Genomic DNA, 14,250 nt, shown 5'->3' on the forward strand with positions numbered 1-14,250 from the left:
AAAATCACTCATCGAAAATTTAATCGCAAGCTATGGAAACGTTGAAATTTATGACAGACATCAATTCACCTATGGAAATGGGCCGTATTAAGTCTATTCTTGATAAGTTTTCTGAAATCCGAGAATGGAAAATTGATTTTGACTCTATTTATAACCTATTGATAGTCCAGGCAATTAACTTAAAGGGTGCCGTGTTGGCTGAAGCGCTTCACCGAATGGGCTATAATGCCACTTTGCTATATGAGGAATAGCTTTTGTAAAGCTATTCCCGGCGTCTAGCTAAGCACAAATTTTTTATCCTTTGTTGCATTAATAACGGAAACCCCCAGCTATTTTATTGTAAATGATCGGTTGAGCGTGCTTGTATATTAGGCCATTATTGTAGCTCTAATGAGAAAAGCCGATTGATCGTGTTTTATAATCGATCCTTCATTATCAGTTTATCAATGTTAAGCTCGCTTATATGGAGTTTGCCGATTTTTCCGGTTTTAATTCGCAACAGGCCTATAGCTATTGCTCCTATTGCAAGCGCCCCAATAGCCATTGCCCCGATAGCGATTGCGTCAAGGGCAACACGACTAGCCGCAGCCTGTCCAACGATATTGTTTTTAGCGGTGTTTTCCAAAAAAAGTTTCCTTTTCATCCTCGTACTTTCTTTTGATTTATTGATTTTTTCTATCTCCTTGATCTAGCAACAACATTTTAAAGAAAGATAAGTTTAACAGGTTTTGTATTAAGCAAATTTGTGCGTTTCACTTGGGATTAACTTATCAAATGAGTCAAATCGCAGTTATTTTGATACATTATAGTTGTTTTAAACTCCATAAAATTTTGTTATTTAGCTTTCGATGCTAATCATAGATCATTCAGACCACTAATATGAGACAGGAAATGCGCTTACCCCTTATCGTTACAGGCTTCTTCTTTATCCTTCTTTGGTTCGGAAACTTATATGCTCAGGAGAAGCCCGAAATGTACTTTACTGATCGATCGTCGGGAAAACCCATTGCTAAAGATCCTAAAGTAATATATTTTAATGATGCATATTGGATGTATTATTCCATTCCTGGCAAAGAGGGGAAGGGTTGGCATATTGGTATTGCAAAAAGCAATAATTTGATCGATTGGGAGAAAGTTGGAACATTGAATAAAATGTCGACTTATGAGCAAAATGGCTTATGTGCTCCCGGTGCCTTGGTACGTGGTGACACCATTCACCTTTTTTATCAAACATATGGCAATGGTCCTAAAGACGCCATCTGCCACGCCTATTCCACTGACGGAATTCATTTTACTAGAAATAACAGTAATCCAATTTTTAGACCTACAGGTGATTGGAATAATGGTCGCGCAATCGATGCAGAAGTTTGTTTTTTTCAAGAGCAATATTTTCTCTTTTTTGCTACACGAGACCCTAAAGGTGAAATACAGATGCAGGGAGTTGCTGTTGCTCCTAAGGGCACTGATTTCAGCAAAGCGCATTGGAAACTAGCTCATGATGGTCCTATTTTAAAGCCCGAGCTGCCTTGGGAAGGTAGCTGTATTGAAGCTGCTTCTGTGATCGAAAAGGACAATACCTTATATATGTTCTATGCAGGAAGTTATAACAATGATCCACAACAAATTGGATTGGCAAAAAGTGAAGATGGAGTCCATTGGAAACGTGTAGTACAGGAACCTTTTTTGGCAAATGGCAAGGCCGGAACCTGGAATCAAAGTGAGTCCGGCCACCCGGATATCTTTAAAACAAAAAATGGAAAATACTATTTGTTTTTTCAAGGAAATAACACCGGAGATGGGCTGTCCTGGTATCTTTCGAACATACAATTAAAATGGACGGAGGCATTGCCGAAAATTCATAATTAAACCACACAGCAGGTTCCAACCATTCAATAGGCAGATGGCTCTTTAGAGATATATTACGCCTCGTCCAAAATAAGGCGATGTCCTTTCGGATGTGAAACTATCGAACGACCATAGGGGTAACGAACTTCTTTGTGCTCATTTTCTATTTGTTTTTAAATGATTGTACAAAGGTGGTTGGTTAGGATTGATACATTTAGCTCAATTAACGATAGTTGTAGGTAAACGGAGAATCTTTCTTTGTTAAGTGGTGGGTTAGTCGTTGAGCTCGTTCATCAGTATGTTTTTTAATAGAATGGATTGAACAATCCATATATGAAAGTAGCTTGAAGCTAATAAGCTCCAAGCTAATCTTCTGCAAAAAGAAAAATCGTTTATGCAGCGCCTCTTATTACTCTCAGTAGTACAGCAATAATAGCAATAACCAACAATACGTGAATAATTCCTCCCTGAGCGTAACCGCCAAAAAAGCTAATTGCCCAAATAATAACGAGCACAACGGCTACAATATAAAGTAAATTTCCCATAGGTTTTTAATTTTAATTTAAATAAGATGTTATCTAATAAATAAGCAATTGGCCAAAATTGTTTTAAAAAAAATAGAAATGTATTCTTGCAGGGCGTACTTGAATGATTAGGCGATGCCGCTATCAGCCAAGCTTCCGAAATCGCACTTCGCTAAACACTTTAACTCCCTAATTGTTAGCAAAGAAAAGAACTTATTATGGCTGATAATAAAAACGAGTCATACCTTCCTGTGCCTTGGGAATATCGCGAGGTAGTAGAAGAAGAGATCAGTAAAAGAAGTAGGGGTAAAATTTTCTTTTTCGACGCAAACAATCAAGTTGCTGAAGCAAAGGGGAGTGTCACTCGCATAGAAGAGAAGAAAAGCGAAGGCGTTTTTGTGGTTTTGGATACAGGGAGTGAAATACGCATAGATAGAATAATAACGCTGTTTGGTAAAATCGGGGCTGCTTACAATGAATATGATGCATATGCCAATGCCTGCCTGGATTGTTTGGGTGGATATGAAAAGGAAGATCTATAGAAGAGGATAGACTATCGTCAAAGACTTGCTCCTGAAAATGGAGAGAAAATTTAGACAGTGCTATGTGAGGAAGGTATAAACGGATCAACGATGTTCTCCGTTTAAGTAATCCATTTGAATTAAGTCAAACTTCAATCTGACGCAGACTTATTAATTGTTACAAACAATTCGCGTAAAGACGAAGTTTTATAATAGATCCAGATAACGAGTAAATCTATCTACAGCAACAGTAAAAATAAACCAATAAAATCATCACTATGAAAAATGAAACAGGCACAGAGCCTAAATTTAAAACAAAAACTTCTGTAACAGCAGAGCCCGCGTTAAGGGCCTTGTTCCTGGACGGTATCATGGATATCTACTGGGCAGAGAACCATTTGGTCAAAAATCTTCCTAAAATGGTTAAGGAGGCTACTTCTCCAAAACTTGCTACGGCAATTCAAAATCACTTAAAAGAGACGATAGGACACGTCGCTAGGCTCGAGCAGGTGTTTAGTTTACTTGGCGAAAAAGCAATTGCTAAAAAATGTGATGCTATGGAAGGGTTAACCAAGGAAGGAGAAAGCATTATCGAAAGCACCGAGGCACAAACCGCGACGCGAGATGTAGGCATCATTTTGGCCGCACAAAAAGTCGAGCACTACGAAATTGCCAGCTACGGGGGGCTTCAGCAGCTCGCTGTTACTTTGGGTTTAAATGAAGTTGCAAATCTCTTAGAGCAAACCCTCATCGAAGAAAAGACTGCTGATCAATTATTAACTGACGTGGCTGAAAATGATATAAATTATCAAGCCGCGGAGGAAGCTTAAAGAACAAAACAAATGGCTAAACAAAAAATAAAACAATCAAAAGATCAACCTGTGAATAAGAAGATCGAGGAATTAGAGCCAGATAAGGAACAGAGTACCGGTCAATTCCTGACTACTAATCAGGGTGTAAAAGTTAATGATGATCAAAATTCGCTGAAGGGAGGTGAACGCGGTGCGACACTTTTGGAGGATTTTATACTACGCGAAAAGATCACGCATTTTGACCATGAGCGCATACCCGAACGTATTGTGCACGCCCGTGGTTCCGGTGCTCATGGAGTATTTAAACTATATGAGCCCTTGAATAAATACACCAAGGCACATTTTTTAAATGATATGACAGCAGAGACACCTGTATTTGTCCGTTTTTCAACAGTGGCAGGGTCTAGGGGATCAACAGACTTAGCTAGGGATGTCCGAGGATTCGCTGTAAAATTTTATACACAAGAGGGAATTTTCGACTTGGTCGGCAATAATATGCCCGTGTTCTTTATACAGGATGCTATTAAGTTCCCTGATCTAGTTCATGCCGTAAAACCGGAGCCGGATAATGAGATTCCACAGGCGGCTTCTGCACATGACACGTTCTGGGATTTTATCTCCCTAATGCCTGAATCGGCCCATATGATTATGTGGCTCATGAGCGACCGGGCGATTCCGCGCAGCTATCGGATGATGGAAGGTTTCGGTGTTCATACCTTCCGTTTTATAAACGAAAAGGGAGAGGCCAGCTTTGTAAAGTTTCACTGGAAACCATTGTTAGGAGTCCATTCAGTGGCATGGGATGAAGCACAGAATATTTCGGGTAAAGATCCTGATTTTCATAGACGGGATTTATGGGAAGCGATAGAAAGTGGGGCCTTCCCCGAATGGGAACTGGGCGTACAAATTGTGCCGGAGGCAGACGAATTCAAGTTCGATTTTGATCTTTTAGATGCTACCAAGATTATTCCGGAGGAGTTGGTGCCTGTAAAGCGTATTGGAAAGATGACATTGAACCGTAATCCGGATAATTTTTTTGCCGAAACGGAGCAAGCTGCTTTTCATGTAGGTCATATTGTACCTGGGATTGATTTTACTAATGATCCTTTACTCCAAGGACGATTGTTCTCTTACACAGATACACAATTGATTCGTTTAGGTGGTCCCAATTTTCATGAAATTCCCATCAATAGATCGATCGTACCTATCCATAACAACCAGCGGGATGGTTATATGCGACAGCAGATAAACAAAGGCAAATCCAGTTATAATCCGAATTCATTAGGTAACGGAGATCCTATACAAGCGAAAGCTTCTGAAGGCGGGTTTGCAAGTTATCAGGAACGTATTGATGCAAAAAAAGTACGTGCACGGAGCAAGAGTTTTTTCGATCATTTTAGTCAGGCGCGTTTGTTTTTTAATAGCCAGTCCGACCCGGAGAAAAATCACCTGATTGATGCTTTCTCCTTCGAACTTGGTAAAGTCAAAACCGTTGCCGTAAGGCAACGGATGATTGGTATTTTGTCCCTAATCGATAAAGGGCTTGCTTCAGAAGTGGCCTACGCGCTTGGCTTAAAAGTACCTCAAAAGCCAGAGCAACCTATCAATCATAGTATTCCTGCCGATGGTAACGCCGCTGATTATCAACCGACGCAGGTAGAATCTTCACTGGCTCGTTCAGAAGCGTTGAGTATGAAAAATACAGTTAAAGATCGCATTATTTCAAGGAAGATCGCTTTTCTAGTAGCTGATGGAGTAAATGCGCAATCTGTAAACAACATGAAAACTGCTCTAGTCTCTGAAGGAGCTGTAGTGCATATCATTGCGCCGAGACTTAATGCAGTCGTCAGTATGGACGGAGAGGAGGTGCCAGTTGATGAAAGCTTTTTAACAGCAGCCTCTGTTTTGTATGATGCCGTTTATGTGCCTGGAGGTACAAACAGCGTTGCAACGCTTGAAGCCGAGGCAAATGCCGTTCACTTTTTAAATGAAGCCTTCAAACATTGCAAAGCCATTGCGGCTGATGAACAAGCTATACAGGTGCTCGAAGCAACCTACTTTGCGAATAAATTACCCGCTGATTTTTCTGAAGAGACGATATTGGCCGAAGGTGTTGCAGTAAGCTCCGACCAGAAAAAATTAGCGCGGCTGTTTATAAAGGCCATTGCTTTACATCGATTTTGGGAACGGGAGAAACCACGGCAGGTGCCTGCGTAAGATAGATAAAGCCATCTTATAGGGATGGCTTTATTCAGTAATATATTTTTCAATTATTGTAATGGCCTCTTCGTTGCCCTGTTGAGCAGCTAGATCAAGTACGGTTAATCCTCTTTTTTCGAGAATCGTCACGTCGGCCCCATGATTAAGTAATAATTCAACCAAATTATTTCTCCCGAATAGGGCAGCAAACATGATAGCCGTCCCACCATTTCCATGTTGTATGTTTAAATCTGCGCCATGGCTAATTAAGAGCTCGGCAATATCGGGATACCCTTTAAAAGCAACGCCCATCAGAGCGGTATTGCCACCAAAATCTTGGGCGTTAACGTCTACACCTGCTTCAAGTAGCAGCTTTGCAGCCGCATATCGGTTATTATAACATGCAATAATGAGTGGTGTGTAACCTCTTTCGTCCCGCTCATCCAGGTTTGCTCTCTCGGTGATATATGCTTGTAGCTGCTGTAAGTCGCCTATTCTTGCTGCGTTGATTAGGCTATTTATTTCCTCCTTGTTCATGAATTAACCAATTGATTTAATACTTGCACGATTGAGTGGTAAACCGTCGACCTTACAGTGGATAACGCATACTTTGCTGAAATGTTTGGTATCACGTTATTTGTTAATCGCCTGCTCAAGTACCTTATTAATTGTTTCTGAAATTCTCGTGAACCTCAAATCTGTTAAATGTTGTACCATCATTGTTGCTTCGTGATCGTTACCGATTAACTGCTTAGCTGTTATAAAAAAAATGTCTTTATTTTTTTCGTTTTTTAAAGCTGATAAATTCGAAATACTTTCATTTTGCCGTGTTACATTATTGCCCACCTGCCCAAAATACCCGTTTTCCCTAATTATACTTTAGATCAGCACACCACCCATTTATTCAAATCAATACCGGGCTTCTTCTTTCATAGTTTTAAAAAATCAACACCTTTTGACAAAACAGAAAAAGATATCAGTCACATAAATATACATTTTTCTGTGATTGTTTTGTGTCGAGTAAAGATGACAGACATTACTAAATTTGTTCTATAAACAAGGTCGGATGGCCGAGCGGTTAGGCAGAGCTCCGCAAGAGATCCCAGAGTGGTTCGAATCCACTTCCGACCTCAAGTCAGAAAAATACTTCTATGTACTTTCTCTACTAGTTGGAGTTCACCTGAATTAATTAAACCGCCCTTGATCACATCATAAAGGACGGTTTTTTTACATCGATTCTTATGGCAATTTAATATGTGAAGGCTAGCTTTGATATTCCACGTGTTCAGTGGTACAGGTAAATTTTTTTCATTCTGTTTGGCCGTCCTTTTTTGAGATTTAAGGACGGCTTTTCTTATTTCACCCTAATCTGTCACAACGATATTTGAAGAACAATTCATTATAAGTTCATTTGAGCTGCCTCTTTATTTTTTGAAGAGGTGGCTTTTTTTTCTTATACGGTATTAATTTCAGAAGCCTACCTTTATCGGTAGCAAGTAATATGATAATTAATGTGTTAGACTACCGCTCAAATTTTGAGCGGTGGTTTTTTCTTTATTTTCTTAAAATCTTTTCCATCGTCTTGCCTTTAGCCAGTTCATCCACCAATTTATCCAAATAGCGAATCTTCTGCATGAGTTTGTCTTCAATTTCTTCCACGCGATATCCACAGATAACACCTGTGATTTTTGAAACGTTCGGATTTATTTGTGGCGCTTGAGCAAAAAAAGTTTCAAAATTTGTTTTATCGTCGAGGTGTTGTTGCAGCGCGTCTTCATCATATCCGGTCAGCCAGTATATTATTTCGTCAACTTCCGCTTTCGTACGGCCCTTTTTTTCCGCCTTTTGTATATAATGGGGATATACGCCGGCAAAAGACATTTTGTAAACTCTTGTATTATCCATTTTTTTCAAGTTATTGCTCAGGGGCACTTGTGTACTTTAATACTACACCGCCCGTCAAGAGCTGTTGTGTTGAAACGAGCGATAAATTTTTTGACGAAATTCCTTGTTTGAAAAGAGGTCTTCCGCTTCCTAAAATTATAGGTGCAATACCAATACGGTATTCGTCAAATAAATTGTCATTTATAAAAGTTTCTGAGAGATTAGCGCTACCAAATACATATAGATCCTTAGCACTTTGCGTTTTGAGTTTGCTAATTTCTGCCGAAGCATTACCGCTGATTAATTTGGAGTTATTCCATGTTGCCGTTTTCAATGTTGTCGAGAAAACAATCTTCGGTATACTGTTCATAAGGTCGGCAATTTCCCCTTTAGCTTTCGTCCAGTGAGCGGCCATACCCTCATATGTTATCCGCCCAAAAATAAGATAATCCGCTGCGCGCAACTGTTCGAGGCTTAATTTTTCAAGTTCTTGCCCCCATACACTGTTATGAAAACTTAGGTCCCAATGTTGGCTACCTTCAAAGTAACCGTCGAGGGTGATGATGTTCCACATTATTAACTTGGTCATTTTTTTATTTTTTAGATCAAAATTGGTTCTGCTTATTGTGTTTTTACAGTGATTTACTTACTTCAAATATACAGAACAGCAAAATGGATACAAAGATAGGAGTATAACTTATTCACATGCATTACACGTTTTAAAGAAAGGTGAAATGCAAGAAGCAGATTTGAATAAGCTTGTGGAAGTAAAAGTAGGTGAAATAAATATGATAAATCTATAAATATAAAGCAATTAACCTTATCGGACTTTGACAGCATGATAGTAATGATTTTCACCATCGTCTTCAAATTCTTCTATCAAGGACAATCCAACAGCCGATAGTATTTCTTTGTATTTTTTCGTGCCAAGCGATCTTGATTGTTGTCCGGTAAGGATATCCGTCCATTCGCTTATTGAAGATGGGGCCGTGAATAACAATTTACCGCCAATCCGCAGTACTTCGGCCATCTTCCGTATCACCATGGCTTGGTTATCCTTGGGTAATAAAAATAATAACCCCCATGCGATAATGGCATCGAAACTACGGTTAAAGAATAATGAATCTTCTACCTGTTCACAGGCAATAGGGCAATGTGGGAAGTTTTTCCGAAAAGCTTGAGCTAATGTAGGTGATGCGTCCACTCCGTAAACCGACATGCCTTCATCTATCAAAACTTTCGTAATCGGAATGCCCGTTCCACAACCGAGATCTAATATAACTGTACCTTTAGGAAGTGTTTGTGCCCACATGCTGACGGAAGATGCACCGATTCCGTCAACAATTTGCCCACGAACTTCACTAAAGGTCTTCGCAACTTTTTCATAACCATTTGATTTGTCCATTTTTATTTCTTGGGTGTGAAGTTATGCCATTTATAGCCCTGTAATAAAAATAAAGAAAATATCAATCAAATTGAGCAATGAAACATCCTTTTAAATTAGCGCTTTTAAAAGAATAGCCAGATCATTGTTCATAAATCTTAACGGGTTGGGCAATCTTAATTAAGCCAATGGGCAATAATATCATGTCATTACGTTATAATAATAAGTACATCTATTAAAATACAAAAAAATGAAAGCATTTAACAGAATTAGAAGAAGGTATAATACAGCTTTGGGTGCATTTGCATTGCTATTAATTGTTTTGAGCAGTTCAGTCGTATATGGTCAAGCACCCGTCCAAACGCAAACACCACAGGTAAAAGAAGATTTTAATGAGCAGGAGTTGGATCGTTTCCTCAATGCCAATCAAAAGATAACCGCGATTCAGACAGAAGCACAAGGCGAGATGGTGAAAATTATAGAGAAGGAAGGAATGTCGGTAGATAAATTCAATGCCATGGCAGAAGCGCAACAAAAGCAGGACAGCACCGCTGCGAAGCAAGATCCGAAGGATCTGGCTGTATTCCAAAAGGCGGCAGAACAAATAAATGGCATGCAGCAGGGGTTGGAAGGAAAGATGACCAAGGCGGTCGAAGAAGAAGGCTTAAAGGTCGAGACCTATTTGCAGATTGCACAAGCCTATCAACAAAGTGAGAAAGTCAGGGGGATATTAGATAAGAAGATGAAAGAAAAACAGAACTCCGTACCCAGAGCGGAGCAGAAATGAGAAATCTGCCACCTTATAAGATAGAACGATTTATCTTATTTGAAGAAAATGTAAAAAGGCTTGTGTTCAACAAGCCTTTTTACATTTTTACCTATTTGTCTAACAAATTAAAAGCCTCAGTGTGATCTCTTCGCTTACCTTCTTGTTCCGGTAGTGTAGAAACTGCCTTAGTTAAGTACCAAGGTATTTGGTGTCAATACCGCCTTTCTGTACAGCCTTTTAAACCTTCACATCCTCGATGCCATTTAGCTGTACTGTATCAGTGCAAGGCGTGAATTCAGATCGGTTAAGTTTTCCTAATGCAATCCATCGTAAAGCGTAAAGAAACGGTGTCAAAATAATTTGTGGGAGTCAGAATTAATCTATTCTTTTGTATTTGGAATTAATCTAAATAAACAGTAATGAAAATAACACTACACGTTCAGTTATTCGTAACCCTTATACTGACAAGTCTGGCTGTCTTTGCGCAGCAAAACGGCGTTGTTCGCGGAACAGTTTTAACATCAGACGGAAATCCGGCACCGTATGTATCTGTTGTATTAACTGGTACTGGCCAAGGGGCCGTAACCAATACCGGGGGAGAATATAAAATCAGTAATGTAAAACCGGGAAATTATATCCTGAAAGCCACCGCAGTTGGAGCAAATAGTGAAACACAATCCGTTGCGGTGAAGCTGGGAGAGACCGTTACCGCCAACTTTAATATTACTTATAATTCAGCACAACTACAGGAGGTTAATATAAAAGCAGGTCATACCAATAAGTTTGCTGTTAAAAAGACAGATGCGTCAGCAAAAATGCCGCTGCGAAATCTGGAAAATCCACAGAATATTTCCATTATTTCAGGGGATTTACTTGCCGAACAACAACTATTTAGGGTGGAGGACGCCCTAAAAAATGCCCCCGGCGTCCATAAAATGTGGGATGCAGTAGGGCGAGCCGGAATTGGAGGTCCAATTTTTAGCCAACGAGGATTCATAACGAATATAAAAGCTCGCAATGGCATATCGGGAAATGTTGCTTCAAGCATTGATGCGGTGAATATCGAACGCATCGAAGTCATCAAAGGCCCATCAGCCACCTTATTTGGTAATACAATTACTTCTTATGGCGGATTGATTAACAGAGTCATGAAAACACCGTATGATAGTTTGGGAGGCAGGATAGATTACAGTACAGGAAGCTTCGGGCTCAATAGAATATCCGCAGATGTCAATACCCCCTTGAATGCCGATAAATCTGTATTGGTTAGGGTAAATTCAGCTTATACAACACAACATTCTTTCCGTGATGCAGGCTTTAGTAAAAGCTTTGCTTTCGCTCCTAGTTTAAGTTATAAGGTAAACGATAAGCTGAACTTTAATTTAGACGCAGAAATCTTTTCAGGGAAAGCCAACGACTTTATGGGCGTTTTTTTCTATGGCAATACCGTGGCTAACTTAGGTACGGACCGGATCGATGAGATTAACATCGATTATGACAAAGCATTTATCAATAATAGTTTATATAACAAATCCGAAAATATCAATTTATTCGGTGCGATGAACTATCAAATCAATAACGACTGGAAATTACAAACAAATGTATCGGTAACCAACAGCTCTTCGGAGGGTCGAACACCTTATTTAATGCTCGTTCCTAACGCTTTGTTGGGGATCGCTACTCCTGGAGCGGACAACCTGGCACGAATGGTGTGGTCGCCGAATGGAAGCGATCATGCAATAGAAATACAGCCTTTGTTGCAAGGTGATTTCAAAATAGGGGGGATGAGAAATAGGCTGACTGTGGGACTGGATTATTTTAAGTATAAGAGTAATATTTCTTATGAGCGTTTTATCAATGTATTCGGCGGTCAACAGACACCTGATTTCTTTGATCTCGTGCCTGCTACAGGACCGGCACCAAACTACAACGACTTTAACGAGGATAAAGTTTCAACCTTATACGGAACTAAACCTTTATTAAACTACGAACCAAACTCAAACACCAATACCTACAGTGCCTTTATGTTTGATGCACTCAATATTACGGACAAACTGATTGCATTAGCAGGAATCAGGATTGACCGTTTCTTTAATAGGGGCATTTATAATGCGACCACTGATATCACTTCTGATAATTACGCTCAAACGGCATTCTCGCCAAAGTTCGGTTTGATTTATCAGGTTGTAAAAGATCAAGTATCGGTTTTCGGTAATTACCAGAACGGTTTTACAAATAAAACGGGCGTTGACTATGAAGGTAAAAGCTTTAAGCCGGAAGAGGCCAATCAGCTAGAGGGTGGCGTAAAACTGGACGCATTTGGTGGAAAATTATCAGGTACTTTTAGCTATTACAATATCAAAGTGAAGGATATCGTTCGCCCCTACGCGCAAATACCAAATCAAAACATTCAGGATGGCACCCAATTAAGTAAGGGTTTTGAAGCCGAGATTGTAGCCAATCCAATTAACGGACTTAATATTATCGCCGGTTATGCCTATAACGACAGTAAATATGAAAAAATTGATGCAGATGGTGCCAGTGGCGGCTTAAACGGTCTGCGACCCGAAACTTCAGGCCCCACCCACTTAAGTAATCTATATATAAGTTACCGTATTCCTTTCGGGTTAGCAGAAGGGTTGGGCATTAGCTTTGGTGGTAACTACGCCAGTAAAAACTACTTGGTCAATTCAGTTGCAGCTGGAAAAATCTATGCACCCGCTTACATTGTTATCAATTCATCCATATTTTACGACCTAAAGAAATTTAGAATTACCTTCTCAGCCAACAATATTGGAAATGAGAAATATTGGACAGGTTATTCCACATTCAATTCACAAGCACCGCGTAACTTCATTGTGGGCGCCGGGTTAAAATTTTAAAAAATGGAAATTATGAACATCCAGCATAGAATCGCCTTTATCTGGCTTATGATCGCACTTTGTTATCTGTTTCACAGCAGTTACCACTTTAGCCAGGCCGTATTTGGTATGGACATAAAAATACCTGGCGCTACGGGTAAAGTTCCGGTAAGTATGCACCTGATGCGATTTGTACTTGAAGTGTTCAGTATGTTGTTAGCCTTATTAACACTCTATATTAAAAAGAAAGGTTTCATATTGTTCCTTTTTACCTGGGCGATTATGCTACTCCTTTTAAATGTGTTTCATTTAGGAGAAACAATCTACAAAGAATCAGATAATATCTCACAAGTCGGTTTGCTCAGTTTTGTAGTTGTAGCTAATTTCTTTTTAGTGCTTGACGTTAGAAAGTGGAAGGCAGTGATGTCTTAAATGTTCCTATTGTGGAGTGAATAAGATCCGTTTTCGAAAGTGACTTGTTACGATTGTAAACCCTATTAAAATAGGCCCCTAAAAGAAGATATCTCTTGCAATTACATAGGAGATATCTTCTTTACAACGCTTATTTGCTTTTCTATAAATCAAAAAAATCAGTTAGATTAATGTTAAATTATTTACTTTTCTTAAAGTCCTCATACGACTGTTTGATGTAATCGTACAGTTCGTAATTCGTCCATTTTTTAATGTCCTCTATAGTTGGTCTGTACGCAGCTTTAAATGCGTTGATTTCGTAATCGTTAATGGCGACTACCTGCTTGATCGTCTGTGTATTGAATTTAGCATCAACTTCCTCAAGTTCAATCTGTTGGTTAATATATTTATTGAATCTCCTCACTTTTTCGCCGTCCTTACCGAGTAGCTCACGAAAAAAAGTTATTGGACTCCCTCCAAAAGGTGATAGCAACGTTATCGGCGGTTTTCCGCCGAAGTAAATGTTGTTTTGTTTGTTGTAATCAACTGCAGTCTTTTTCAAAAAGGTTTTATTGTTAATAGCTGCGTTTATATCAACTTCTTCCAAAAGAATAGTATTGTCTAAATACACGGTCATATGATCATGACTACTTATTATGACATACTTTTTGGAAAAGCCTCGGAGGTATACTTCCAACGAGTCGCCAATCTGGGCATCGATATAAAAATTGCCCAGATTATCAGGTCTAGTAGAAATCTTTTTCTTCATGTTCCTTATATCCGCTTCTGTTACTTTTATCTGATAACCACTGCTCTTGACCCCATTTATCACAATCGTACCACTTATTTTTTGCATCTGACCATACAGACCACCTGCCGTCAAAGATAGAATTATAAGAATTAGAAAGGACCGATAACTAGTCATAGGCTCTAAATTAGCAATAAAGAAGCTTGTAGTCGAAAGGCTTAACATCATTTAACGAAATCAGAGTATAAATCGGTTCTTACAAGGCCAAAAATATTGTATAGCATTATAAGCA

16 protein-coding genes and 1 tRNA gene are annotated in these 14,250 nt (G+C 39.3%); 9 read left to right on the forward strand and 8 right to left on the reverse strand.

What is annotated here, in order from left to right; translation table 11 throughout:
- The first annotated feature begins 32 nt into the window (after nucleotides 1-32).
- A complete protein-coding gene (locus E0E36_RS14525; protein WP_013668270.1) occupies nucleotides 33-251 on the forward strand; it encodes a hypothetical protein in 219 nt (72 codons plus the stop codon).
- A 164-nt stretch (nucleotides 252-415) separates the two neighbouring features.
- Here the strand turns inward: E0E36_RS14525 and E0E36_RS14530 are convergent, their stop codons facing one another.
- A complete protein-coding gene (locus tag E0E36_RS14530; protein ID WP_130856535.1) occupies nucleotides 416-643 on the reverse strand; it encodes a hypothetical protein in 228 nt (75 codons plus the stop codon).
- Nucleotides 644-879: 236 nt separating this feature from the next.
- On the opposite strand from E0E36_RS14530, the gene E0E36_RS14535 reads away from it, so the two are divergent.
- The gene (locus tag E0E36_RS14535; RefSeq protein ID WP_165446995.1) at nucleotides 880-1,866 is read left to right on the forward strand and encodes a family 43 glycosylhydrolase; all 987 of its coding nucleotides are present in this window, start codon (nucleotides 880-882) and stop codon (nucleotides 1,864-1,866) included.
- Nucleotides 1,867-2,237: 371 nt separating this feature from the next.
- Here the strand turns inward: E0E36_RS14535 and E0E36_RS14540 are convergent, their stop codons facing one another.
- Nucleotides 2,238-2,390 (reverse strand): lmo0937 family membrane protein, encoded by a 153-nt coding sequence (locus E0E36_RS14540; RefSeq protein WP_130856536.1) that lies wholly within the window; start codon nucleotides 2,388-2,390, stop codon nucleotides 2,238-2,240.
- Between the two features lie 197 nt (nucleotides 2,391-2,587).
- On the opposite strand from E0E36_RS14540, the gene E0E36_RS14545 reads away from it, so the two are divergent.
- The 3 genes from E0E36_RS14545 to E0E36_RS14555 all read left to right on the forward strand — a co-directional run bounded on the left by E0E36_RS14545 (nucleotide 2,588) and on the right by E0E36_RS14555 (nucleotide 5,919).
- Complete coding sequence (locus E0E36_RS14545; protein WP_130856537.1) at nucleotides 2,588-2,911, forward strand: hypothetical protein; 324 nt, start codon at nucleotides 2,588-2,590, stop codon at nucleotides 2,909-2,911.
- Between the two features lie 257 nt (nucleotides 2,912-3,168).
- The gene (locus E0E36_RS14550; protein WP_130856538.1) at nucleotides 3,169-3,720 is read left to right on the forward strand and encodes a YciE/YciF ferroxidase family protein; all 552 of its coding nucleotides are present in this window, start codon (nucleotides 3,169-3,171) and stop codon (nucleotides 3,718-3,720) included.
- A 12-nt stretch (nucleotides 3,721-3,732) separates the two neighbouring features.
- A complete protein-coding gene (locus E0E36_RS14555; RefSeq protein WP_130856539.1) occupies nucleotides 3,733-5,919 on the forward strand; it encodes a catalase in 2,187 nt (728 codons plus the stop codon).
- Between the two features lie 30 nt (nucleotides 5,920-5,949).
- Here the strand turns inward: E0E36_RS14555 and E0E36_RS14560 are convergent, their stop codons facing one another.
- Both E0E36_RS14560 and E0E36_RS28355 read right to left on the reverse strand, forming a co-directional pair.
- Nucleotides 5,950-6,438 carry an ankyrin repeat domain-containing protein gene (locus E0E36_RS14560; protein ID WP_130856540.1) on the reverse strand — a complete coding sequence of 163 codons (489 nt, stop codon included), beginning with the start codon at nucleotides 6,436-6,438 and terminating at the stop codon, nucleotides 5,950-5,952.
- 96 nt (nucleotides 6,439-6,534) lie between these two features.
- Entirely contained in the window at nucleotides 6,535-6,747 is a 213-nt protein-coding gene (locus E0E36_RS28355) for an SGNH/GDSL hydrolase family protein (RefSeq protein ID WP_165446996.1), read from the reverse strand.
- Between the two features lie 214 nt (nucleotides 6,748-6,961).
- On the opposite strand from E0E36_RS28355, the gene E0E36_RS27785 reads away from it, so the two are divergent.
- Nucleotides 6,962-7,032, forward strand: a tRNA-Cys gene (locus tag E0E36_RS27785).
- Nucleotides 7,033-7,455: 423 nt separating this feature from the next.
- Here the strand turns inward: E0E36_RS27785 and E0E36_RS14570 are convergent.
- From E0E36_RS14570 to E0E36_RS14580, 3 genes are all read right to left on the reverse strand, one after another.
- On the reverse strand, nucleotides 7,456-7,806 hold the full coding sequence (locus E0E36_RS14570) for a DUF2200 domain-containing protein (protein WP_013668262.1): 351 nt from the start codon (nucleotides 7,804-7,806) through the stop codon (nucleotides 7,456-7,458).
- Nucleotides 7,807-7,816: 10 nt separating this feature from the next.
- Complete coding sequence (locus E0E36_RS14575) at nucleotides 7,817-8,374, reverse strand: dihydrofolate reductase family protein (protein WP_130856541.1); 558 nt, start codon at nucleotides 8,372-8,374, stop codon at nucleotides 7,817-7,819.
- 231 nt (nucleotides 8,375-8,605) lie between these two features.
- Complete coding sequence (locus tag E0E36_RS14580) at nucleotides 8,606-9,190, reverse strand: class I SAM-dependent methyltransferase (RefSeq protein ID WP_130856542.1); 585 nt, start codon at nucleotides 9,188-9,190, stop codon at nucleotides 8,606-8,608.
- A gap of 229 nt (nucleotides 9,191-9,419) precedes the next feature.
- Between E0E36_RS14580 and E0E36_RS14585 the strand changes: the two genes are divergently transcribed.
- From E0E36_RS14585 to E0E36_RS14595, 3 genes are all read left to right on the forward strand, one after another.
- Nucleotides 9,420-9,956 carry a DUF4168 domain-containing protein gene (locus E0E36_RS14585; protein WP_013668259.1) on the forward strand — a complete coding sequence of 179 codons (537 nt, stop codon included), beginning with the start codon at nucleotides 9,420-9,422 and terminating at the stop codon, nucleotides 9,954-9,956.
- Between the two features lie 401 nt (nucleotides 9,957-10,357).
- Complete coding sequence (locus E0E36_RS14590; RefSeq protein WP_130856543.1) at nucleotides 10,358-12,820, forward strand: TonB-dependent receptor; 2,463 nt, start codon at nucleotides 10,358-10,360, stop codon at nucleotides 12,818-12,820.
- Between the two features lie 3 nt (nucleotides 12,821-12,823).
- Nucleotides 12,824-13,231: a hypothetical protein gene (locus E0E36_RS14595; RefSeq protein ID WP_130856544.1), complete on the forward strand. Its 408-nt coding sequence runs from the start codon at nucleotides 12,824-12,826 to the stop codon at nucleotides 13,229-13,231.
- 178 nt (nucleotides 13,232-13,409) lie between these two features.
- Here the strand turns inward: E0E36_RS14595 and E0E36_RS14600 are convergent, their stop codons facing one another.
- Nucleotides 13,410-14,135 carry a hypothetical protein gene (locus tag E0E36_RS14600; protein WP_130856545.1) on the reverse strand — a complete coding sequence of 242 codons (726 nt, stop codon included), beginning with the start codon at nucleotides 14,133-14,135 and terminating at the stop codon, nucleotides 13,410-13,412.
- Nucleotides 14,136-14,250 lie beyond the last annotated feature (115 nt).

Origin of the sequence: Olivibacter jilunii, assembly GCF_900607235.1 — a bacterium.
In the GTDB taxonomy this organism is placed as follows: domain Bacteria; phylum Bacteroidota; class Bacteroidia; order Sphingobacteriales; family Sphingobacteriaceae; genus Olivibacter; species Olivibacter oleidegradans.